Below are 22,758 nucleotides of genomic sequence, written 5' to 3'. Positions count from 1 at the left end.
GGGGGTGTTCCCCCGGGCCCTTTGCGTTTCCTCCTCCCGCCGCTACGGGGATCAGACCGCCGGCGTGCCGGCCGGTACGGCCCGCTCCGCCGAGGCCGGGGCGGCACCCTTCCCGCTCCGGGCCATGGCCAGGGCTCCGGCCGCCGCCACGAGGAGCAGGGCCGCCCCGCCCCAGGCCGCGTACTGCATTCCGTGGACGAAGGCCTCGCGGGCCAGGGCCAGCAGCCGGTCGCCGGCCGCTCCGCCGGTCTGCGCGGCGGTGGCCACCGCGCCGCCCAGGGTCTCCCGGACGGCGGGTTCGGCGCCCGACAGGTCGGAGCGGTAGACGGCGGTGCCGAGGCTGCCGAGCAGGGCCATGCCGAGGGCGCCGCCGAACTCCTGGCCCGTCTCCAGCAGCGAGGCGGCCGAGCCGGCCTTCTCGGCGGGGGCCGAGGCCAGCGCCATGTCGGAGACCAGCGACATCACCACCACGATGCCGGAGGCCAGCACCCCGGCGCCGGCCAGCATCAGCCACAGGGAGTCGGTGCCCACCAGGGAGATCAGGGCGAACCCGGCGGCGGCCAGGACGAAGCCGCCGGCGATGACGCGGGCCCGGTCGGTCTTCTGGGCCAGGGCCGCTCCGACGGGGGCCGCGGCTCCGATGAAGAGGGACGGGGCCAGGCTCCACAGGGCCGCCTCCAGGGTGCCCATGCCGAGCACCGACTGCAGGTACTGGGTGGTGAAGTAGGCCGAGCCCATCATGGCGAAGGCGGCGACGGTGTTCAGGCCGATGCCCGCCCCGAAGCCGCGCCCCCGGAACAGCGCCCGGGGGACCATCGCGTCCTCGCGGCGGCGCTGGCGGCGGACGAAGACCAGGCCGAAGGCCAGGCCGACGAGCAGGCACGCGAGGTAGCGGGGTTCGAAGCCCTCGGCGGCGATCTCCTTGAGCCCGTAGACCACCGGCAGGACGGCGGCCGTCGACAGCGGGACGCTCAGCAGGTCGAAGCGTCCGGGCGCCGGGTCCTTGAACTCTGGTACCAGCACCGGGACCAGGACCAGCAGGAGCAGCATCGCGGGCACGTTGATCAGGAAGACCGAGCCCCACCAGAAGTGGTTCAGCAGCACGCCGCTGAGCACCGAGCCGAGGGCGATGCCGCCGGTCATGGCCCCGGACCAGAGGGCGATGGCCTTGCCGCGCTGCTTGTCGTCGCGGAAGAGGTTGCGTACGAGGGCCAGGGTGGAGGGCATCAGGGTCGCGCCGCCGATGCCGAGGAGCACGCGGGCCGCGATCAGCATCTCGGCGCTGGTGGCGTAGGCGGCGGCGACGGAGGCGAGGCCGAAGGCGCCGGCGCCCGCCAGCAGGAGCTTGCGGCGGCCGATCCGGTCCCCCAGCGAGCCCATCGTGATCAGCAGGCCGGAGAGGGCGAAGGCGTAGCTGTCGAAGATCCACAGCTGCTGGGTGGCGCTCGGGTCGAGCTCCCGGGTGATGGCCGGGATGGCGAAGTAGAGGACGGAGGTGTCCATCGAGACCAGGAGCAGGGGCAGCAACAGGACCGTGAACGCGGTCCATTCGCGGCGGCCGGCGAGGGGCGCCGTAGCGGCGGGGTTCGTCATGGAAAGGAATGTACATCCGTCATAAACGCTTGTCTATGACGGATGTATGGAACTTATGTCTGGGACGCTTGTCTTGCTACCGTGACGCCATGGGACATCGCGAAGATCTGCTCGAAGGCGCGAAGAAGTGCCTGGCCGAGAAGGGGTTCGTGCGGACGACCGCGCGCGACATCGTCAACGCCTCCGGCACCAACCTGGCGTCCATCGGCTACCACTACGGCTCCAAGGACGCCCTGCTCACCCAGGCGTTCATCGCCCTGATGGAGGAATGGGGCGAGGGCTTCGGCGGGTCCATGGGCGGCGCGGACGGCTCGCTGGAGCGCATGCGCGGTCTGTGGGAGGGGGTCGTGGACCGGCAGGAGGAGACCGCGCCCGTCTGGGCGGCCAGCCTGGAGATCGCGCTGGGCCGTGGTCAGCACCCCGAACTGCGGGCCATGCTGGGCGCCTCGCAGCGGGAGGGGCGCCGGGGCCTGATCTCGATGCTGACCGGGACCCCGGAGGACGAGGTCACCGAACACGACGAGCGCACCCGCGGCACCGTCTACCAGGCGCTGCTCAACGGCCTGATGATCCAGTGGCTGTTCGACCCGGCGAGCGCCGCCACGGCGGAGGAGTTCACCGAGGGCCTGCGGCGGGTGGCCGAGACGGTCACGGCCGCGGCGCAGGCCGACAAGGCCTGACCGGCACTCGCCGCGCGCCCCTGGCGGGCCCCGGCCGGGGGCATCCGCCGGGCCTCGCCGGGCCTCTGGAGGGTGCCCCGGCGGGCATCCGCCGGGCTCGTCGGGCCCCCGGCGGCGCGGCCTCGGGGCGGTGCCGCCCCCTCTGTCCCCGCAGGGTCAGCCGTGCAGGCGGGAGGCCTTGAGGGCCATGTGGAGCAGCAGGCGGTCCTCGCCGTCGTCCAGGTCGAGCCCCGTCAGCTGCTCCACCCGGCCCAGCCGGTAGTACAGGGTCTGGCGGTGGATGCCCAGCGCGGCCGCCGCACGGCCCGCCTGACCCGCGCAGTCGAGGAACACCTCGGCGGTGCGGGCCAGTTCCCGGTGGGCCGGGCCGAGCAGGGCCCGGGTCGCCGGGTCGTCCGCCGGGCCCGCCGCCAGGGCGGCCAGCATCCGGTACGGGCCGATCGCCGACCACTGGGCCACCGGCCCCAGGCGGGGCCGGGCGGCGGCCGTCCGGGCCGCGGCGGTGGCCTGCGCCCAGGCGGCGGGCAGCTCCGCGAGCGTCCGGACCGGGTCGGACAGTCCCGCGGTGGGGCCGGGCGCGGCGTCCGGCGCGGCTCCGGGTCCGGGGCCCGCGGCCCCCGCGGCCCCGGCGCGGGGCAGCAGCCGGTTCACCGCGGTCAGGGCCGGGGCGAGCGCGTCCGTCGAGCGCAGCCGGAGCAGGACGGCGAGCGCCCCGGAGCCCCCGGGACCCGCGCCGGACCCGCCCGGCACACCGTTCGCGTCGGCGGCGTCACCCGGTACGACGCACACCGCCGCCGCCCCCGGCACCGACGCCGGAGCCTCCCCGGTCCACGGCGCCACGCACACGGCGGCGTGCAGTCCCTCGGCCCCCGGCCCCAGGGCCACCCGCAGCGCGGCCACCGCCATGTCCTGCTGCCAGCCCCGCCCGGCGGTGAGGACCGCGCGGAACTCCCGGGACAGGCCGGCGCCCGCCTTCGCCTCCTCGGCGAGCAGCACCCCGATCCGCTCGGCCACCTCCATCGCCGCGGCCAGCGCCTCCGCCCCCGGGCCCGGCTCCTGGTCGAGGAGCCACACGTAGCCCTGCACGATGCCCCGGTACCGCACCGGCAGGCAGATCCGCCCGCGGAAGACCCCCGCGTCCGGGGCGGCCGGGATGTGGACGGGGCCGGTCGCGCGGGTGATCCCGTAGGCCTCGAACCAGGAGCGGACGGCGGCCGTGGACTGCCGGGTCAGGATCGAGCGGGTGCGGACGGGGTCCATGACCAGATCGTCGTCGCTGTCGTGGGCGCCGAAGGCGATCAGGCGGAAGTCCCGGTTCTCCAGTGTGGCCGGGGCGCCGAGCAGCGCCGAGATCTCGTCGACCAGGTCCTGGTAATCGCCCTTCACGCGCCCATTCTCCCATCTCGCACACGGCTCTTCAGACAGATGTATGACATCCGGACCACGGATGCGTGACAGCTGTCGATGGCAGAGGATCGTGGAGATCCTTAGGTTTCACGGTGGTTTTACTTGCGTTTTCCTCACGGCCGCGGCCCACCCCGCACGGCGGCCGTACTCCGCTTCTGCCACCCGTTGGAGGTGCCCCGTGCTGGGTCCCGTGATCCTCGCCGCTTCGCGCAGCGACAAGATGCGCCGCATCGTCTCCGCCGCCCCCGTGACCAAGCCCGTGGTGAACCGTTTCATCCCGGGTGAGACGGTCGGCCAGGTCATCCCGATCGTGGAGGACCTCACGCGGAACGGCCTGGAGGTCACCCTCGACGTCGTCGGCGAGGACATCACCGCCGTGGAGCAGTCCCACGCGGCCCGCGACGCCTACCTGGAGCTCATCGGGCGCCTCAAGGAGCTGGGGCTCGGCGAGACGGTCGAGATGTCCGTCAAGCTGTCCATGTTCGGCCAGGCGCTGGAGGGCGGCCACGAGCTGGCCCTCGCCAACGTCCGCCCGGTCGTCGAGGCCGCCGCGGCCATCGGCACCACCGTGACCCTGGACGCCGAGGACCACACCACCCTCGACTCGATGTTCGCCATCCACGAGGAGCTGCGCCGGGACTTCCCGCAGACCGGCTGCGTGATCCAGGCCTACCTCTTCCGCACCGAGGCCGACGCCCGCCGCCTGGCCGCCGCCGGCAGCCGCGTCCGCATCGTGAAGGGCGCCTACAAGGAGCCGGCCGAGGTCGCGTACCAGGACAAGGCCGAGATCGACAAGGCGTACGTCCGGATCATGAAGATCCTGATGGAGGGCGACGGCTACCCGATGATCGGGTCCCACGACCCGCGCCTGATCGCCATCGGCCAGGAGCTGGCCCGCCAGGCAGGGCGCAAGCTGGACGAGTACGAGTTCCAGATGCTGTACGGCATCCGCAGCGAGGAGCACCTGCGGCTGGCCGCCGAGGGCCACCGGATGCGCGTCTACACGGCGTACGGCACCGACTGGTACGGCTACTTCATGCGCCGCCTCGCGGAGAAGCCGGCCAACCTGCTGTTCTTCCTCCGCTCGATGATCACCAAGAACTAGGCACCCCACTAGCTCAAGGAGTTACCAGCCCCATGGATGCTGTGACCCAGGTCCCCGCGCCGGTCAACGAGCCGGTCCACTCGTACGCCCCCGGCAGCCCGGAGCGTGCGCGCCTCGAATTCCAGCTCAAGCAGCTGTCCGAGAACCCGATCGACCTCCCCATGACGATCGACGGCGTCAAGCGGATGGGCGGCGGCGAGCGCTTCGACGTCGTCCAGCCGCACGACCACAAGTCGGTCATCGGCACCTACGCCAACGCCACCGAGGCCGACGCGCAGGAGGCCGTCGACGCCGCCCTGGCCGCCGCCCCGGCCTGGCGCGCGATGTCCTTCGACGACCGCGCCGCGATCATCCTGCGCGCCGCCGAGCTGCTCGCCGGCCCGTGGCGCGAGAAGCTGGCCGCCTCCACCATGCTGGGCCAGTCCAAGACGGCGCAGCAGGCCGAGATCGACACCCCGTGCGAGCTCGTCGACTTCTGGCGCTTCAACGTCCACTTCGCCCGCCAGATCCTGGCCGAGCAGCCCGCCGCGAACTCCGCGGGCGTGTGGAACCGCAGCGACCACCGCCCGCTCGAAGGCTTCGTCTACGCGATCACGCCGTTCAACTTCACGGCCATCGCCGGCAACCTGCCGACCGCCCCGGCCCTGATGGGCAACGTGGTCGTGTGGAAGCCGTCCCCGACGCAGACCCACTCCGCGGTCCTCCTCATGGAGCTCCTGGAGGCGGCCGGCCTGCCCAAGGGCGTCATCAACCTGGTGACCGGCGACGGCATCGCCGTCTCCGAGGTGGCCCTGAACCACCCCGAGCTGGCCGGCATCCACTTCACCGGCTCGACCAAGACCTTCCAGTACCTGTGGAAGACGGTCGGCAACAACATCGAGAAGTACCGCTCCTACCCGCGCCTGGTCGGCGAGACCGGCGGCAAGGACTTCGTCGTCGCGCACCCGTCCGCGGACCGCGCGATCCTGAAGACCGCCCTGACCCGCGGCTCCTTCGAGTTCCAGGGCCAGAAGTGCTCGGCCTCCTCGCGCGCCTACGTTCCGGCCTCCATCTGGAACGACGGTTTCAAGGAGCAGTTCGCCGCCGAGGTCGACGGCATCACCATGGGTGACGTCCGCGACCTGACCAACTTCATCGGCGCGGTCATCGACGAGCGCTCCTTCGCGAAGAACAAGGCCGCGATCGACCGTGCGAAGGCCGACCCGACCTGCACGATCGTCGCCGGTGGCACCTACGACGACGCCGAGGGCTACTTCGTCCGCCCGACCGTCATCGAGTGCACCGACCCGGAGAACGAGGTCTTCACGACCGAGTACTTCGGCCCGATCCTCGCGATCCACGTCTACGAGGACGACAAGTACGACGAGATGCTCGCCCAGATGGAGAACGTCTCGGCGTACGCCCTGACCGGCGCCGTCATCGCGCAGGACCGCTACGCGGCCGCCGACACGATGGAGAAGCTCCGTTTCGCCGCGGGCAACTTCTACATCAACGACAAGTCGACCGGTGCCGTCGTCGGCCAGCAGCCCTTCGGCGGCGGCCGTGCCTCGGGCACCAACGACAAGGCGGGCGCGGCCTCGAACCTGCTGCGCTGGACCTCGACCCGCTCCATCAAGGAGACCCTGGTCCCGCCGACCGAGTACGGCTACCCCCACATGGGCTGACCCGCCCCCCGCTGAACCCCGCCCCCGCTCCGGTACCCCCAAGTCCGGAGCGGGGGCGGTATCCATTTCCCCTCTCGGTAACTCCTGCTAGCCTGAACGCAGTTGTCGTGTACGGCGACCAGCTCCGCCACTCGGGCCCGGTATCCCGAGGGAGCCAAGGGCTCTGACGAGTTCCCGTACGGGGTGGGACAGACCGCTGGGAGATACGCAACCTCTACGCGCCCGTACCGGGGTCGGCGCCCGGGGAGACGTATGTCCAGGCGTACAGACAATCACCACTGTGCCGCGTCCATCTGCCGCGCAGCCACCGGGCTGCCGCACCGCACCTGCCTCGGCTGGGCCGAAGCCGGCCTGATCACCCGCCGCCGACCGGTACCCGACGCGGCCGACCCGGCCCAGCGCGCCTTCGAAGCAATGGTCGCGCTGACTGCGGGCGACGCCCTTCGCGACGGACAGCTCGACGGGGCGGTGTTCGGCGTCGTCGCCGCTGTGCCGTCGGCGGACGGCCTTGCCCTCCGGCTCCACGAGCGGATGGCCCGGCGGGTCGTCACCGAGCTGCTGCCCCGCCTCGACGAGGATTACGGGGGCCTGCGCGGGGTGCCCGGCCTGCGGGTCACCTCCGACACGGAGGGGCTGACCCTGCGGGATGCCGTCGGCGGCGGAACCATCCGCCTTCGGGGCGTCCCCAGCTCCTGGCGGCTTCCGGACGACGGCGACGGGCTGCGGTACGTGGGCCGCAGCGCAGGCGGGGCGCCACATCCTGCGGAGCTGGAGGAACTCCACTATTGGACACGCACCGCGACGGCCGGGCCGGACCCTGCCTCCCGCGACCACCTGCTCAGCCGGCTGCTCCGCCGTCCGGCGCTGGTCAACCGTACGGGGAACGCCCACGGCTGGGTGAACTCGTACTGCCACCAGTACCAGGACCTCGTGCTGGAGTGGTGCTGCGCGCCCGGAGCCCCGGAGATGGAGCGGTCGCTGCGCCGCAGCGGTCTCGCCGAGCCCCAGGCAGGGGGGCACCCCGAACCGGGTGCGCCGCCCGCCCGTCCCGGCGTGATCAGGCTCGGCGGTGCGGAGGTGACCGTTCGGTGCATGGACTTCGCACACGGGGACGGGGAGATCGCCGGGATCACCGCGTCGATCGAGCGGAGGTACCGGTGATGCTGACCGCGGCGATCGTGACGGCGGCCGTGCTCGGGGTCACCAAAGTGGTGCGGGACTGGCTCATCCTGCGGCACGTGCGGGCCGCCATGGACGCCGGGACGCCCGAGGACCGTGTGCGGATCGGGATGCGGCTGGCGGAGGCACTGGGCGGGCGGCCGGGTCCGCCGCCCGCCGGGCCGGACGGCGACGGCTAGACCTCCACCAGCACCTGGTCCAGGGACTTGCGGATCAGGTCCGGGACCTCGCAGTCGGCGGACGGGTAGCCGATCGGGATGACCGCGAAGGCCTTCTCGTTCTCCGGGCGGTTCAGGACGTGGCCCAGGAACCGCATCGGGCTCGGGGTGTGGATGAGGGCCGCCAGGCCCGACAGGTGCAGGGCGGACAGCAGCATCCCGACGGCGATGCCGACCGACTCGTCGACGTAGTAGTGCTTGCGCTTCGTGCCGTCGGGGCCGAGCCAGTACCGCTGCTGGAAGACCACGATCAGCGCCGGGGCGTCCGTCAGGTGGGTCTTGACCGCGTCGGTGCCGATCGGGCGCAGGGCGGCCAGCCACTCGTCGCCGAGGCGGCCGTCGTAGGAGATCTCCTCCTCCTGCTCGGCCGCGGCGCGGATCTGGCGCCGCACGCCCGGGTCCTTGACCAGGACGAAGGTCCACGGCTGCTGGTGCGCCCCGGAGGGGGCGGTGGCCGCGCAGGCGACGGCGTCGAGGACGACCTGGTCGGGTACCGGGTCCGGGGAGAAGTGGCGTACGGTGCGCCGCTCGTCCATCCGGGCCCGCAGCTCCGCCGCGCGCGCGAGGGATTCCTCGCTCGGCATGCGCGCGGGCCGGTAGGCGACGGGCCGGTAGGGCTGGCCATGGGTCGGGGTCCACTGCTGGGTACGGGGCGACATGCGCAGATCTTCACGCGGGGGAACCCCTGAGGCCAGAGTCGCGTCCTCGACGACTGTCCGATGTGTACTGACAGGGGGGCTATGACCGTGACGAACGTCGGTCGATTCGTCGACTGGGAGGGCTGCTTCAACGCCCGCGACCTCGGCGGCCTCGGGAGCCTGCCGCCCGGGGTCCTGGTACGCGCGGACAGCCTCGACGACCTCACCGCCAAGGGCTGGACCACCCTCGCCGCGCACGGGGTGCGGACCGTCATCGACCTGCGCAACGACGACGAGCGGCCGCTGGACCACGCACCCCGCCCGGCCGGGATCACCACGCTGGCGATTCCGCTCGACGGCATCGAGCACCGGGACTTCTGGGACGTGTGGTGGGGCACCCCGGGTTTCGCGACCCCCGCGTATTTCCGGCCTTTCCTGGACCGCTTCCCCGACCGGGTCGCCACCGTCGCGCGCGCCGTCGCCGACGCCCCGCCGGGCGCCGTGGCCTTCCACTGCGGCCTGGGCCGCGACCGCACCGGGATCGTCGCGCTCGTCCTGCTGCGGCTCGCGGGCGCGAGCGCCGAGGAGATCGCCGACGACCACGGGCTGAGCGAGCCGCGCGTACGCGCCCGGTACGCCGCGCAGGGCAGCCCCTACGACGCCACCGCGATCGAGGACTACGTCACCGGACTCGGCACCACCGTCCACGCTCTCGCCCGCGACGCCGCCCACCGCCTGGACGCGGCGGCCTACCTGCGCGCGGCGGGCCTGACCGGGGCCGAGCTGGGGCGGCTCCGCGGCAGGCTGCGGGGGCGTTGATACCGTCCCCGGATGGAGATCTGGGACGCGCGCGCCGTACGGGAGCGGCTGCGGGACAAGGCCGCCCGGGACCCGGGGCACGCCCGGCACGGGGCGCGGACGCACCGGTACGCGCTGGCCGCCCCGCTCGCCCCGGCGGCGGTCGACGGCTTCGAGGAGCTGCACGGGATCCGGCTGCCGCCGCAGTACCGGGCCTTCGTGACCGCGGTGGGCGACGGCCCGGCGGGGCCCGGCCACGGGCTGCTGCCGCTGGTCACCCCGCGCCCGGAGGCGGCGGCGGGGGAGGACTGGGCGGTGGACGGGGAATGGGAGGACGACCGGCGGCCGGGCCGTGCGGCGGCGCCCTTCGCGCTGACCGCGCCGCGTCCCGGGCCCCTCGGCCGCGGGGACGGGGAGCTCGCCGCCGGCACGCTCACCCTCGCCGAGGAGGGCTGCGGGCTCTACCTCCGGCTGGTCCTGAACGGCCCGTACGCGGGACAGGTGTGGCGGCTGGACCCGGACTGGGGCGGATTCGTCCCCGCCGCACCCGACTTCCGCGCCTGGTACACCGACTGGCTGGAGACGCCGTGACCGTACGCCTCGTCCACACCGCCGAACTGCGTGCCGGGGAGCTGCGCGCGATCCGGGAGCTGCTCGACCTCGCCTTCGCGGGGGACTTCGCCGACGAGGACTTCGAACACGCCCTCGGCGGTGTGCACGCCCTGCTCCACCGGGACGGATCGCTCGTCGCGCACGGCAGCGTCGTCCAGCGCCGGGTGCTGCACCGCGGCCGCGCCCTGCGCACCGGGTACGTGGAGGCCGTGGCGGTACGGCCGGACCTGCGGCGCGCCGGACTGGGCGGGGCCGTGATGGCCGCCCTGGAGGGGGTGATCGGGCGGGCGTACGTGCTCGGCGCCCTGTCCGCCTCCGAGGCCGGGGCCGCCCTGTACGCGGGCCGCGGCTGGCGCCCGCACCCCGGCCCGGTCGGGGTCCTCGGCCCGGACGGCCCGGTGCGCCTCCCCGACGAGGAGGGCTCGACGTACGTGTGGACGCCGCCCGGCGGGGTCGTGCCGGACCCGGCCGGGCGGCTCGACTTCGACTGGCGCGACGGCGACGTGCTGTAGGCCCCGCCGCCGGAGCGGAGTCGGAGCCGGAGCCGCGCCCGAGCGGCGCCGCGCGCCGGGCGCCGCTCCGGCGGCCGGGGCTAGGAGCCGGAGACGCTCGCCGCGCCCGTCTCGATGTGGCCGGTGTAGCGGCGCGACCAGGTGCCGTCCGCGTCCGCCAGGATCGTGAAGTCGTACCAGCCCTTGCTGTACGCGACCGCGTTGAAGAAGTCCTCGCGCGAGGAGTTCGCCGGGACGGTGTACGTCCACGGTCCGTCCGTGCGGTAGGCGTTCGAGCGGACGGTGAAGGTGACCGGCGAGGCGGACGCGTTCGTCATCTTGAACCAGATCGCCATCTTGCCGGTGCCCGACTCGACCGCGAAGCGGGCGGCGACCTCCAGGGACTTGCCCACCTTGGTCGCGTCGCCGATGAAGCGGCGCAGGAAGCGGTTCGGCCCGTACATGGAGATGTCGTACTTGCCGGAGCCGCTGCCGAGGCCGATGGAGAACCAGTCCGCGGCGGTGGTGCCGGGGTCGACCGTGTACTGCCAGGCGGTGGTGTCCCGGTACTGGTGCGGGTGGATGGAGAAGTGCGCCGCCTGCTTCGCCGGGGCGCCCTGGTTGGTCATCGAGAACCAGGCCGTGATCTGCCCGGCCGTCCCGAACTCGAAGCGGTCCAGGTTGCCGTTGACCTGGTACGGGAGCGCCCGCGCCGGGCGCGTCCCGGGCTCCTGCGCCGGGAGGGCGTTGTCCTGGGGGGCCGGGTTGGGCAGCGGGCCGCACGTCGCCTGCCCGATCACCTTGGCGGTCGGCGGGAGGCCCGAGGGGACCCCGTAGACGGGGTGCGCGAAGTCGAAGACGCCGGTCAGGTCACCGACCACCTTGCGGCGCCAGGGGCTGATGTTGGGGCAGGTGGCCGGAGTGCCCAGGGCTGTCGTCCAGGTCTCCATGAAGCGGAGCACCGAGGTGTGGTCGAAGACCTCGGAGCTGACCCAGCCGCCCCGGGTCCACGGCGACATCACGAGCATCGGGACGCGGAAACCGAGGCCGATCGGGACGCCGTCCAGGTACTCGCCGGCGGTGCCGGGCGGGGCGACCGGCGGCGGGACGTGGTCGAAGAAGCCGTCGTTCTCGTCGTAGTTGAGGAACAGGACGGTGGAGTCGAAGACCTCCGGGTTCGCGGCGAGCGCCCGGTAGACCAGGTCCACGAAGTGCGCGCCGTCGCCGGGCGGGGCGTACGGGTGCTCGGAGAAGGCCTCGTTCGCCACCACCCAGGACACCTGGGGCAGGGTGCCGGCGACGACGTCCGCGCGGATGGCGGCGGCGATGTCGTCCGGGGTGGAGCCGGTGACCTTGGGGACCGAGGCCATGCCCCGGTCCCACAGCGGGTCGCCCGGCTTGGAGTCGGTGAACTGCTTGAAGTAGGCCAGGCCGTTGTCCCCGTAGTTGTCCTGGGCGTTCTGGTAGACCTTCCAGGTCATCCCGGCCCGCTGGAGGGCCTCCGCGTACGTCTCCCAGGTCAGCCCGGACTCCTCGCCGCCGTCCTTGCTGCCCGCGTCGACCTTGCCGCTCCACAGGAAGGTGCGGTTGGGGCCGGTGGCGCTGAGGGTGGAGCAGAAGTAGGCGTCGCAGATCGTGTAGTTGTCGGCGAGCCCGTAGTGGAAGGGGATGTCCCCGCGGTCCAGGTAGCCGAGGGTGTGGGTCTTGCCGACGCCCAGGACCCAGTTGTCCATCCGGCCCTTGTTCCAGGCCGCGTGCTGCGAGGTCCAGCTGTGCGGGAGGTCGCCCGTGCACTGGGCCAGGGTCTCGCTGTCGGCGCCGCCGGCCGCCGGGGTGGCGGAGAGCTTCCACGGGTACTGGCGCCCGCCCCAGTTGGGCTGGTTGAACGTGCCCCAGCCGCCCGGGATGTTGCCGGCGGCGCGGTCGCCGAAGCCGCGGACGCCCTTCAGCCTGCCGAAGTAGTGGTCGAAGCTGCGGTTCTCCTGCATCAGGATCACCACGTGCTTCACATCGGTGATCGTGCCGGTCGCGGCGGCCGCGGCCGCCGTCGTCGGCGTGATCGCGGGCAGGGTCGCCCCCGCCACGAGCCCGGCGCCGATTCCCACGAAACCTCTGCGGCTGATCGGTGTCACTGGCTGCTCGCCTCCAACTCAAGTGCCCCGCTGGCACATTGACGGCAAGAGTGGCGGCAGCCCCTGCAAAGGTCTACATCTGTGCGGTAAGAACTCGGTGAACATCCGGTTGGCCGGATTCAGTCCTTGAGACGGACCAGCATCTTGCCCACGTTCTCCCCGCGCAGTACGCCCAGGAAAGCCTCCACGGTCCGGTCGAACCCCTGGACAACGGTGGTCTCGGTGCTCACCCGTCCGCTGCGCAGGTGGGGGACCAGGAAGTCCTCCAGCTCGTCCTGCAGATTGGTGTGATTTCGAACCAATACCCCTTCCAGGCGCAGCGATTTGTGTACGACCTCGAAGAGGTTGCGGGGCGCCGCGGGGGAGCGGTCGCCGTTGTACATCGAGATCCCGCCGACCCAGGCGATCCGCCCGTACTCGCGCAGGACGTCGATCGCGCCCTCCAGGTGGTCTCCGCCCACGTTGTCCACGTAGACGTCGATGCCGTCCGGGGCGGCCTGCGCCAGCTGCTCGCCGACCGGCCCGTCGTGGTAGTCGAAGGCCGCGTCGAAGCCGAGGACGTCGGTGAGGTGGCGCACCTTCGCCGCCGAGCCCGCGCTGCCGATGATCCGGCGGGCGCCGAGCAGCCGGGCGATGTGCCCGGTGGCCGTGCCGACCCCGCCCGCCGCGGCCGAGACGAACAGGTCCTCGCCCTCGCGCAGGGCCGCCGTCCGGGTGAGGGCGGCGTACGCGGTCAGGCCGGTCCCGCCCAGGACGGACAGGTACGCCTCCAGGGGGACGCCCGCGTGGCCGCGCAGCTTGCGCGTGCCGTCCACCCCCAGGGTGACCAGGGCGTGGGTGCGCCAGCCCGAGCGGTGGAAGACCAGGTCGCCCTCGGCCAGGCCCGGATCGCGGGAGGCGGTCACCCGGCCCACCGAGCGTCCTTCGAGGGGGGAGTGCAGGGCGAAGCCGCCCTCGCCGCCGTCCATCATCCCGCGGTGGTACGGGTCCACCGAGAGCAGCAGGTTCTCCACGAGCGCGGTGCCCGGGGCGGGTTCGGGAACGGGGTGGGACACGAAGGCGAAGCCGGAGGGGGAGGGGAAGCCGGTGGGGCGGGCGGTCAGGTGGACGGAGGAAGCGGTGTGCGTGGTGGTCATGGCGACGAACGTAGGGAGGAATCCCGGGGCCGGGCAGGGGGTTGCCCTCATGGAAGCCGCGCACCCATGAGCGCGGCTCATACACCGAGGTGGGAACCCCGTGACCGAGCTCGCGCCGCAGGAACTGAGGGTGCTGGTGGCCGTCGCCGAGGCGGGCGGCTTCTCCGCCGCCGCGCACCGGCTCGGGATCACCCAGTCGGCGGTCTCCCACTCGGTGCGCGGCAGCGAGGCCAAGGTCGGCGCGGTGCTCTTCGACCGCGGGCGCGCCGGCGCCTCGCCCACCCCGGCGGGGGAGCGGGCCGTGGCCCTGGGCAGGCGCATCCTGCGGCTCTACGAGGTGCTGGGCGCGGAGGCCCGAGCCGCCGGCCGGGCCGCCGCCGGGCCGGGGACGGCGGAGGGGGTCCTGCGCATCGCCGCCTTCCGCAGCGCGGCCCTGCACCTGCTGCCGCCCGCGCTGGAGCGGCTGGCCGCGCGGCACCCGGGGGTCCGGCCCGAGATCAGGGTGGTGCGCGAACTCGGGCCCGGTACCGCGGGGGAGGTGGCGGCGGGGCGGGCGGACCTCGCCATCGCGACCCTGAGCGGGCCCGCTTCCGGCCCGCCGTCCGGCCCGCCGTCCGGGCCGTCCGGTCTGCCGGACGGTCTCCCCGACGGCCTGCTGAGCGGGGAGCTCACCCGGGAGGCCTACTCCCTGGTCCACCCGGCCGGGCACCCCGACCCGAAGGCGCTGCCGCTGCTGGACTGGGACGAGAACTGCGGCTCCTACACCCGGGACTGGTGGCGGGCCCAGGACTGGATCCCGCGGGCCACCGTGAAGGCCGAGGACGACGCCATGGTGCTGACCATGGTCGGCCGGGGCCTGGGCATGGCGATCCTTCCGGAGCTGTCGCTGCGCGAGGCCACGGACGCCGTCGAGATCGCCGGACTGGGCCCTCAGGGGCCGGTGAGGCGCGTGGGATACGTCACCACACCGGAATTGGCGTCCACTCTCGCTGTCAGGGCTCTGATCAGGGAACTCAGGGCCGAAAGGGGCTGAAAACGGAGTCCCTGGGAGGGGCCTTCCGGGGGTTCGGGCGTCTCAGATAGTAGGAAGTCCGAGTAATTGCCGAGACATACAGCCGCACCTGGCCTAGCTTTGTAGAAGCCGAACGTCTCGCTGATCCAGCGAATGGCGGTCGAGAGCGCGCGCCCCTGGGCAGGCAACCCCTGCCGCGCCGCTTCCCGCCTCTTCCGGCGCCTTGAAGGAACCCCTCATCCGTGGCCCCGCCACGCCGTGATCTCAAGGAGTCGATCACCATGACCCCCACCTCCGCCGCCACCCGTCGCGTCCGCCACTCCTCCCCGGCCGACGCCGACCGCAAGAACGCCGCGGCCGCCCTCCAGCGCGCGCTGGACCGCCGGGACAACGGCGGTTCGACCGGCCACTGATCCCACCGATCCGGCCCGGGACACGTCGCGTCCACGGTGGACCATTGGTCCACATGGTGGACGCGATATGTCTGAGGGCTGGGACACGGAGTACGGTTCCGTCATGTCGACCAGCATCAATCTCGCAGTGATCCCCGGTGATGGCATCGGCCAGGAAGTCGTGGCTCAGGGCCTCAAGGTCCTTACCGCGGTCCTGCCCCAGGATGTGAAGCTGGAGACCAAGGAGTACGACCTCGGCGCCCGGCGCTGGCACCGCACCGGTGAGACCCTCCCGGACGCGGAGCTCGAAGCGCTCAAGCACCACGACGCGATCCTGCTCGGAGCCATCGGTGACCCCTCGGTCCCGTCCGGCGTCCTGGAGCGCGGTCTGCTGCTGAAGCTCCGCTTCGCCTTCGACCACTTCATCAACCTGCGCCCCTCGAAGCTCTTCCCCAACACGGCCACCCCGCTCGCCGGCCGTCCGGAGATCGACTTCGTCGTGGTCCGCGAGGGCACCGAGGGCCCGTACACCGGCAACGGCGGCAGCCTGCGCACCGGCACCCCCGCCGAGGTGGCCACCGAGGTCAGCATCAACACCGCGTACGGCGTGGAGCGCGTCGTCCGCGACGCGTACGAGCGGGCCAATGCCCGGCCGCGCAAGAAGCTGACGCTGGTTCACAAGAACAACGTCCTCGTGTACGCGGGCCACATGTGGAAGAACATCTTCGACAAGGTGGGCCAGGAGTACCCCGAGGTCACCACCGACTACCTGCACGTCGACGCCGCGACGATCTTCTTCGTCACCCAGCCCGAGCGCTTCGACGTCATCGTCACGGACAACCTCTTCGGTGACATCCTCACCGACCTGGCCGCCGCCGTGACCGGCGGGATCGGCCTGGCCGCCTCCGGGAACATCAACCCGACCGGCTCCTTCCCGTCCATGTTCGAGCCCGTCCACGGCTCGGCCCCCGACATCGCGGGCACCGGCAAGGCCGACCCGACCGCGACGATCCTCTCCGTCGCCCTCCTGCTGCGCCACCTCGGCTACGAGGAGCAGGCCGTGCGCATCGAGGACGCCGTCTCCGCCGACCTGGCCGAGCGCGACGGGACCTTCCGCTCCACCGACGCGATCGGCGACGCCCTCGCCGCACGCGTAGCCGGCTGACCCGGCAGCTCCACCTCAGGAAGCCGCAGGGTCGCGACCACCGGACCCGGCGGCTTCTCCTGTGCGGCCCCGGGTGCCACCATCTCCCCTGGGCCGCATTCACCCCGTTTCACCGGAACCCCCTCGCGCGCGATAATCGAACGCGAGGCCGCGAAAAACGGGGAAGCTCGAACGTCCTGGTACGCATGAGCGCGGTCCGCCATACACAAACGGTGAAGGACAAGCACTCATGACGATGCCCACGATCGAGCTCAAGCCCTCCTCGAACCCGCTGTCCGACGCGGAGCGCGAGGCGATCCTGGCCAGCCCCGGCTTCGGCCGCCACTTCACCGATCACATGGTGACGATCAAGTGGACGGAGGGCCGCGGCTGGCACGACGCCGAGCTGGTCCCGTACGCGCCGCTGTCGATGGACCCGGCGAACATGACCCTGCACTACGCGCAGACGATCTTCGAGGGCCTCAAGGCCTACAAGCAGCCCGACGGCACCGTCGCCACCTTCCGCCCGCGGGCCAACGCCGAGCGCTTCCAGGCCTCCGCCCGCCGCATGGCGATGCCGGAGCTGCCGGCCGAGCTGTTCATCGAGGCCTGTGACGCCCTCATCAAGCAGGACAGCGCCTGGGTGCCGGACTCCGGCGAGGCCTCCCTGTACCTGCGGCCGTTCATGTTCGCGTCCGAGGTCGGCCTGGGCGTCCGTCCGGCCAACGAGTTCCTCTTCATGGTCATCGCCTCGCCCGCCGGCGCCTACTTCCCCGGCGGCGTCAAGCCCGTCTCCGTGTGGCTCTCCGAGGAGTACGTCCGCGCCGTCAAGGGCGGCACCGGCGCCGCCAAGACCGGCGGCAACTACGCGGCCTCCCTCGTCGCCCAGGCCCAGGCCGCCTCGCACGGCTGCGACCAGGTCGTCTGGCTGGACGCCGTCGAGCACCGCTGGATCGAGGAGATGGGCGGCATGAACCTGTACTTCGTGTACGGCGACCGCATCGTCACCCCCGAGCTGACCGGCTCGCTCCTGCCGGGCATCACCCGCGACTCCCTCCTCACCATCGCCCGCGACCTCGGCTACACCGCCGAGGAGGGCCGCATCACCACCGAGGACTGGAAGCGCGACAACGAGAACGGCACCCTCACCGAGGTGTTCGCCTGCGGCACCGCCGCCGTCATCACCCCGGTCGGCTCGGTCAAGTCCGAGCGCGCCAACTGGACCCAGGGCGACGGCGAGCCCGGCGAGGTCACCATGAAGCTCCGCAAGGCGCTCCTCGACCTCCAGACCGGCCGCACCGCCGACACCCACGGCTGGATGCACCCGCTCGGCTAGCCGCCGGGAACCCCTCGCGCACGAAGGCCCGCGCCCCCGATCCGGGGGGCGCGGGCCTTCGTGCGTCCGGCGGGGGAGGGCCTCACACGGTGGCCGGTTCCTCCGCGGCGGGGGCCGGGGCGGGGACGGCGGCGGGCGCGGTGCGGGCGGTCAGCGCCGTGTAGACGAGTCCGCCGGCCAGGCCGGAGAAGATGAAGGAGCAGTCCACCCCGCCGGTCAGGGCGAGCAGCGGGCCCTCGTAGAAGGGGGTGCTCACGGCGAGCAGGCCGACACCCGCGCCGATCGCCCAGGAGGCGGTGGCGCGCGGGTTCCAGCCGCCGCGGTACCAGTAGATCCCGCCCACCGAGCGGCGGTTGAAGACCTGGAGGGCGTCGGCGTCGTACCGGCCGCGGCAGCGCACGAAGCCGATCAGCGTGATCACGGCCCACGGGGTGCCGATGGCGGTCAGCAGCAGGACGAAGGAGGTCATCGCGGACTGCACGTTCCACTCGAAGGAGCCGACGAAGACGAAGGCGGTGGCGACGGTGGCGGCGATCACGGTGGCCTTCGTACGGGTGGCCTTGGGGACGATCGCGTCGAGGTCGAGGCCCATGGAGTACAGCATCAGTCCGGCGTTGCCCACGGAACCCGCGGCGGCCGCGGCGAGCAGCGGCACCAGGTACCAGAACGGCGAGGCGGCGACGAGCGGCCCGGCGTAGTCCGTGGAGCCCGCCCGGGCGGCGAGCGCGGTGTAGGTGCCGAACAGCTGCGGTACGAGCAGGCCGACCAGCAGGCCGAAGGCGGTGGCCCAGAACACCTTGCGGGAGCTGTGCCGGGTGGGGGAGACGTAGCGGGTGTAGTCGCCGAGCAGGGTGATGAAGGCGACGGGACCGCTGAGCCCGGCGGCGACGGCGGCGAGCAGCCAGGTCGGCCAGAAGGAGCCGAGGAGGTACGAGGCCTCCGGCGCGGCGGTGGTGAAGTCGGGGGCGTAGGCGAAGACGCCGATGGCCAGCAGGACCACCATGCCGATGGACAGGACCTTGCTCATCCGCAGCAGCAGCCGGTAGCCGAACACGGCCCCGACGACGGTACACGCGGCGAGTACGCCGTACATCGCCGCCCGCGTGATGCCGTTGTCCGGCAGTCCGGTGAGCCGGGACAGGGTGCCGACCATCACGTCGCCCCCGATCCACAGGGTGAGCGCGGTGTAGCCGAGGGAGAGCAGCAGACCCACGACCGAGCCGACGAGCCGCCCGCGGACGCCGAACTGGGCTCCGCTGGAGGTGGAGAGGTTGGTCGCCGTGCGCAGGGACACCAGTGCCAGCGGCGCGGTCACCGCGATCCCGACGACGGTGCCGGTCACGATGGCGGTGAGCGAGGGCCACAGCCCCAGTCCGAAGGACGGGGGCAGCCAGCCGAAGACGATCACACCGAGGCAGAGGTTGGAGCCGAGAAGGATCGAGATCAGGTCACGGGGACCGCTCGTCCGCTCCTCCTCCGGGATGGTGTCGACTCCGCGCTGTTCGATGGGCATGGGGGGACTCCCTTGGCAGGGCGGGGGGTGGTTGCGCAATTGTTTGAGCGCCACTCAATGTGACTCAGGCCCGGCCCCCAGGTCAATGATTCCCAGCGAGGAAATGAAGAGTTAGAGTGATGCTCTAACCCATCGACTCAAAAGGTGGTGGATCGGCGTGCGGCTGACCCCTGCGGAGCGCGACCGCCTGCTGTTGCGCAGTGCCGCGGAACTGGCCAGGGCCCGGCGGGCCCGGGGCCTGCGGCTCAACGTCCCCGAGGCGACCGCGCTGATCGCGGACACGGTCTGCGAGGCCGCGCGGGACGGCAGGCGCCTGGCGGAGGCCATCGAGGAGGCCCGGAGCGTCCTGGGCCCCGACGACGTGCTGCCCGGCGTGGCCGACGTGGTCACCGAGGTCCACGTGGAGGCCGTCTTCGACGACGGCTCCCGCCTCGCGGTGGTCTCGTCCCCGATCCGGGGCGCGACCCCGCTCGGCGACGACGCCCCGGGCGCGGTCGTACCGGGCCCCGGCGCCCCCCAGCCGGAGCCGGCCCTCCACCTGCGGGTGCGCAACACCGCCCCCGTGCCGGTGAGCGTCACCTCGCACTTCCACTTCTTCGAGGCGAACCCGCGCCTCGACTTCGACCGCGCCGCGGCCTACGGCATGCGGCTGTGCGTCCCGGCCGGGTCCTCGGTGCGCTTCGACCCGCACGGCGAGGGCGAGGTCGGCCTCGTCCCGATCGGCGGCGACCGGATCGCGATCGGTTTCGCGGGCCTGGTCGACGGCCCGCTCGACGCCCCCGGCGCGAAGGCCGAGGCCCTGCGCCGGGCCGCCGCCTGCGGCTACCTGGGCGTGGCCGGCACCACCGAAGGCGCTCCGGAAGGCGCCCCGGAAGGAGACCCTGCGTGAGCCGTCAGACCCCCCACACCGACCACAGCGCGCACTGCGCCCCGGGCAGCCGGCACATCGACCCGCACGAGTACGCCTCCGTCTTCGGCCCCCGCGCCGGGGACCGGGTCCGGCTCGGCGACTCCGGGCTGACCGTCCGGGTGGAGTCCGACGCGCAGAAGCCGGGGGACGAGTTCCTGGCCGGTTTCGGCAAGACGGCCCGTGACGGCCTGCACCTGAAGGCAGCGGCCGTCCGCGAGACCTGTGACGTCGTGATCAGCAACGTCCTGGTCATCGACGCCGTCCTCGGCATCCGCAAGGTGTCCATCGGCATCCGTGAGGGCCGCATCCACGCGATCGGCCGGGCCGGCAACCCCGACACCCTCGACGGGGTCGACGTGGTCGTCGGCACCGGCACGAGCATCGTCTCCGGCGAGGGCCTGATCGCCACCGCCGGAGCCGTCGACACCCACGTCCACCTGCTCTCCCCGCGCATCATGGAGGCCTCGCTCGCCGCGGGCGTCACCACGATCATCGGCCAGGAGTTCGGCCCGGTCTGGGGCGTCGGCGTCAACTCCCCGTGGGCCCTCAAGCACGCCTTCAACGCCTTCGACGCCTGGCCCGTCAACATCGGCTTCCTGGCCCGCGGGTCCTCCTCGGACGCGGCCCCGCTGGTCGAGGCCCTGGCCGAGGGCGGGGCCTCCGGCTTCAAGGTCCACGAGGACATGGGCGCCCACACCCGCGCGCTGGACACCGCCCTGCGGGTGGCCGAGGAGCACGACGTACAGGTCGCCCTGCACAGCGACGGCCTCAACGAATGCCTCTCGGTCGAGGACACCCTGCGCGTCCTGGACGGACGCACCATCCACGCCTTCCACATCGAGGGCTGCGGCGGCGGGCACGTCCCCAACGTGCTCAAGATGGCGGGCGTGCCGAACGTCATCGGCTCCTCCACCAACCCGACCCTGCCCTTCGGGCGCGACGCCGTCGCCGAGCACTACGGCATGATCGTCTCCGTCCACGACCTCAAGCCGGACCTCCCCGGCGACGCCGCCATGGCCCGCGACCGCATCCGTGCCGGGACCATGGGCGCCGAGGACGTCCTGCACGACCTGGGCGCCATCGGCATCACCTCCTCCGACGCCCAGGGCATGGGCCGCGCCGGCGAGACGATCCGCCGCACCTTCGCCATGGCCGCGAAGATGAAGGGCGAGCTCGGCCCGCTGGAAGGCGACGGCGAGGGCGACGACAACGCCCGCGTCCTGCGCTACATGGCCAAGCTCACGATCAACCCGGCCATCGCCCACGGCCTGGCCCACGAGATCGGCTCCATCGAGGTCGGCAAGCTCGCCGACATCGTCCTGTGGCGCCCCGCCTTCTTCGGCGCCAAGCCCCAGCTGGTCCTCAAGTCAGGCTTCCCCGCCTACGGAGTCACCGGCGATCCCAACGCCGCCACCGACACCTGCGAACCACTCGTCCTCGGCCCGCAGTTCGGCTCCCACGGGGCCACCGCCGCCGACATCTCCGTCGCCTTCGTCTCCGCCGCGGCCGCCGCGCTCGGCTCCGACGAGATGCCCACCCGCCGCCGCCGGGTCGCCGTCCGCGGCACCCGCGGCATCGGCCCGCGCGACCTCCTCCTCAACTCCCGGGTGGGCGCGGTCGATGTGGACGCGCGCAGCGGACTGGTCTCCCTCGACGGGGAACCGCTGCGCTCCGAAGCCGCCGAGTCGGTCTCCCTCAACCGCCTGTACTTCCTGTGAAGCCCGTAAGGACCTCTGCCATGACCACGAACAAGCCCACCGCCGACGGTTTCCGGATGCCCGCCGAGTGGACCCCCCACGAGCGCACCTGGATGGCGTGGCCCAGCCCCAACCCCACCTTCACCAACGAGCGGGAACTCGCCGAGGCCCGCGAGGCCTGGGGCGCCGTCGCCCGCGCGGTGCGCTCGTACGAGCCCGTGACCCTCGTCGTCTCCCCGGGCGACGCCGACTCGGCGCGCGCGATCGTCGGAGAGGACGTCCAGCTGGTCGAGCGCGAGCTCGACGACGCCTGGATGCGCGACATCGGCCCCACCTTCGTCACCAACGAGGCCGGCGAGCTGGCCGCGGTCGACTGGACCTTCAACGGCTGGGGCGCCCAGGAGTGGGCCCGCTGGGACCACGACGAGAAGATCGCCCGGCACGTCTCCGACCTCGCGGGCACCCGTACGTACAGCACCCGCCTGGTCAACGAGGGCGGCGCCATCCACGTGGACGGCGAGGGCACCGTGCTCCTGACCGACACCGTGCAGCTCGGAGAGGGACGCAACCCGGGCTGGACCCGCCAGGAGGTCGAGGCCGAGATCCACGCCCACCTCGGCACCACCAAGGCCATCTGGCTCCCGTACGGCCTGGCCGGCGACTACGGCACCTACGGTACCCAGGGCCACGTGGACATCGTCGCCGCGTTCGCCCGCCCCGGCGTGGTCATGGTCCACACCCAGCCCGACCCCGCCCACCCGGACCACGAGCGCTGCAAGACCATCGCCGCGATCCTGCGCGCCTCCACCGACGCCCGCGGCCGGCAGCTGGAGGTCGTGGAGGTCCCGGCGCCGACCGTCCTGGAGGAGGACGGCGAATGGGTGGACTACTCGTACATCAACCACTACCTCTGCAACGGCGGCGTGGTGCTGTGCGCCTTCGACGACCCGCGCGACGAGGAGGCCGCCGAGATCTTCCGCGGTCTCTTCCCGGAGCGGACCGTGACGCTCGTTGACGCACGTACGATTTTCGCCGGGGGTGGCGGTATCCACTGCATCACCCAGCAGCAGCCGAAGGTCTGACCCACGGACCGCCGGCGAA

The 22,758-nt window shown here is 72.5% G+C and carries 21 protein-coding genes; 15 read left to right on the top strand and 6 right to left on the bottom strand.

Going from position 1 to position 22,758, the window contains the following annotated elements; translation table 11 throughout:
• Positions 1–51: 51 nt before the first annotated feature.
• Complete coding sequence (locus tag SLAV_RS12035) at positions 52–1,593, bottom strand: MFS transporter (RefSeq protein ID WP_030236174.1); 1,542 nt, start codon at positions 1,591–1,593, stop codon at positions 52–54.
• 89 nt (positions 1,594–1,682) lie between these two features.
• On the opposite strand from SLAV_RS12035, the gene SLAV_RS12030 reads away from it, so the two are divergent.
• The gene (locus tag SLAV_RS12030) at positions 1,683–2,273 is read left to right on the top strand and encodes a TetR/AcrR family transcriptional regulator (RefSeq protein WP_030236176.1); all 591 of its coding nucleotides are present in this window, start codon (positions 1,683–1,685) and stop codon (positions 2,271–2,273) included.
• 156 nt (positions 2,274–2,429) lie between these two features.
• Here the strand turns inward: SLAV_RS12030 and SLAV_RS12025 are convergent, their stop codons facing one another.
• The gene (locus SLAV_RS12025) at positions 2,430–3,659 is read right to left on the bottom strand and encodes a PucR family transcriptional regulator (protein WP_030236177.1); all 1,230 of its coding nucleotides are present in this window, start codon (positions 3,657–3,659) and stop codon (positions 2,430–2,432) included.
• A gap of 199 nt (positions 3,660–3,858) precedes the next feature.
• Here SLAV_RS12025 and SLAV_RS12020 point away from each other — a divergent pair, with 199 nt between their 5' ends.
• From SLAV_RS12020 to SLAV_RS12005, 4 genes are all read left to right on the top strand, one after another.
• Positions 3,859–4,785, top strand: coding sequence for a proline dehydrogenase family protein (locus SLAV_RS12020; RefSeq protein WP_030236180.1), 927 nt, complete (start codon positions 3,859–3,861; stop codon positions 4,783–4,785).
• A 32-nt stretch (positions 4,786–4,817) separates the two neighbouring features.
• Entirely contained in the window at positions 4,818–6,449 is a 1,632-nt protein-coding gene (gene pruA / locus SLAV_RS12015) for an L-glutamate gamma-semialdehyde dehydrogenase (protein WP_030236183.1), read from the top strand.
• A gap of 252 nt (positions 6,450–6,701) precedes the next feature.
• Positions 6,702–7,610, top strand: a complete 909-nt coding sequence (locus tag SLAV_RS12010; protein ID WP_030236187.1) for a hypothetical protein — start codon at positions 6,702–6,704, stop codon at positions 7,608–7,610.
• Positions 7,610–7,807, top strand: coding sequence for a hypothetical protein (locus SLAV_RS12005; protein ID WP_030236189.1), 198 nt, complete (start codon positions 7,610–7,612; stop codon positions 7,805–7,807). Before SLAV_RS12010 ends, SLAV_RS12005 begins: the two co-directional genes overlap by 1 nt.
• Here SLAV_RS12005 and SLAV_RS12000 read toward each other — a convergent pair.
• Complete coding sequence (locus SLAV_RS12000; RefSeq protein WP_030236191.1) at positions 7,804–8,505, bottom strand: nitroreductase family protein; 702 nt, start codon at positions 8,503–8,505, stop codon at positions 7,804–7,806. The two genes, SLAV_RS12005 and SLAV_RS12000, sit on opposite strands and share 4 nt — an antisense overlap.
• A gap of 81 nt (positions 8,506–8,586) precedes the next feature.
• On the opposite strand from SLAV_RS12000, the gene SLAV_RS11995 reads away from it, so the two are divergent.
• Genes SLAV_RS11995 through SLAV_RS11990 form a run of 3 tightly spaced genes read left to right on the top strand, consistent with a single transcriptional unit; the run spans position 8,587 to position 10,406 of the window.
• Positions 8,587–9,303 (top strand): tyrosine-protein phosphatase, encoded by a 717-nt coding sequence (locus SLAV_RS11995; RefSeq protein ID WP_030236194.1) that lies wholly within the window; start codon positions 8,587–8,589, stop codon positions 9,301–9,303.
• A 12-nt stretch (positions 9,304–9,315) separates the two neighbouring features.
• A complete protein-coding gene (locus SLAV_RS42355) occupies positions 9,316–9,873 on the top strand; it encodes an SMI1/KNR4 family protein (protein ID WP_030236197.1) in 558 nt (185 codons plus the stop codon).
• Complete coding sequence (locus SLAV_RS11990) at positions 9,843–10,406, top strand: GNAT family N-acetyltransferase (RefSeq protein ID WP_388099371.1); 564 nt, start codon at positions 9,843–9,845, stop codon at positions 10,404–10,406. Before SLAV_RS42355 ends, SLAV_RS11990 begins: the two co-directional genes overlap by 31 nt.
• 80 nt (positions 10,407–10,486) lie before the next feature.
• On the opposite strand, the gene SLAV_RS11985 is transcribed toward SLAV_RS11990, so the two are convergent.
• On the bottom strand, positions 10,487–12,517 hold the full coding sequence (locus SLAV_RS11985; RefSeq protein WP_030236202.1) for a phosphocholine-specific phospholipase C: 2,031 nt from the start codon (positions 12,515–12,517) through the stop codon (positions 10,487–10,489).
• A 119-nt stretch (positions 12,518–12,636) separates the two neighbouring features.
• Positions 12,637–13,653, bottom strand: coding sequence for an NADP-dependent oxidoreductase (locus SLAV_RS11980; RefSeq protein ID WP_030236205.1), 1,017 nt, complete (start codon positions 13,651–13,653; stop codon positions 12,637–12,639).
• Positions 13,654–13,753: 100 nt separating this feature from the next.
• On the opposite strand from SLAV_RS11980, the gene SLAV_RS11975 reads away from it, so the two are divergent.
• The 4 genes from SLAV_RS11975 to SLAV_RS11965 all read left to right on the top strand — a co-directional run bounded on the left by SLAV_RS11975 (position 13,754) and on the right by SLAV_RS11965 (position 17,537).
• Positions 13,754–14,686: a LysR family transcriptional regulator gene (locus SLAV_RS11975; protein ID WP_030236209.1), complete on the top strand. Its 933-nt coding sequence runs from the start codon at positions 13,754–13,756 to the stop codon at positions 14,684–14,686.
• 260 nt (positions 14,687–14,946) lie between these two features.
• Entirely contained in the window at positions 14,947–15,078 is a 132-nt protein-coding gene (locus SLAV_RS43120; protein ID WP_256462237.1) for a hypothetical protein, read from the top strand.
• Positions 15,079–15,181: 103 nt separating this feature from the next.
• Positions 15,182–16,222, top strand: coding sequence for a 3-isopropylmalate dehydrogenase (locus SLAV_RS11970; RefSeq protein WP_030236211.1), 1,041 nt, complete (start codon positions 15,182–15,184; stop codon positions 16,220–16,222).
• 229 nt (positions 16,223–16,451) lie between these two features.
• Entirely contained in the window at positions 16,452–17,537 is a 1,086-nt protein-coding gene (locus SLAV_RS11965; RefSeq protein WP_030236214.1) for a branched-chain amino acid aminotransferase, read from the top strand.
• Between the two features lie 82 nt (positions 17,538–17,619).
• Here the strand turns inward: SLAV_RS11965 and SLAV_RS11960 are convergent, their stop codons facing one another.
• Positions 17,620–19,050 carry a cytosine permease gene (locus tag SLAV_RS11960; RefSeq protein WP_030236216.1) on the bottom strand — a complete coding sequence of 477 codons (1,431 nt, stop codon included), beginning with the start codon at positions 19,048–19,050 and terminating at the stop codon, positions 17,620–17,622.
• 157 nt (positions 19,051–19,207) lie between these two features.
• Here SLAV_RS11960 and ureA point away from each other — a divergent pair, with 157 nt between their 5' ends.
• The 3 genes from ureA to SLAV_RS11945 are packed head-to-tail and all read left to right on the top strand — an operon-like array spanning position 19,208 to position 22,739.
• Entirely contained in the window at positions 19,208–19,939 is a 732-nt protein-coding gene (gene ureA / locus SLAV_RS11955) for an urease subunit gamma (RefSeq protein WP_037687983.1), read from the top strand.
• Between the two features lie 56 nt (positions 19,940–19,995).
• Positions 19,996–21,678: an urease subunit alpha gene (locus SLAV_RS11950; RefSeq protein ID WP_030236222.1), complete on the top strand. Its 1,683-nt coding sequence runs from the start codon at positions 19,996–19,998 to the stop codon at positions 21,676–21,678.
• Between the two features lie 20 nt (positions 21,679–21,698).
• A complete protein-coding gene (locus SLAV_RS11945) occupies positions 21,699–22,739 on the top strand; it encodes an agmatine deiminase family protein (RefSeq protein WP_037687985.1) in 1,041 nt (346 codons plus the stop codon).
• Positions 22,740–22,758: the final 19 nt, after the last annotated feature.

Source organism: Streptomyces lavendulae subsp. lavendulae, from assembly GCF_002803845.1.
GTDB lineage: Bacteria > Actinomycetota > Actinomycetes > Streptomycetales > Streptomycetaceae > Streptomyces > Streptomyces lavendulae.
The sequence above is the reverse complement of the archived record's forward strand: the minus strand, read 5'-3'. Positions and strand labels throughout refer to the sequence as shown.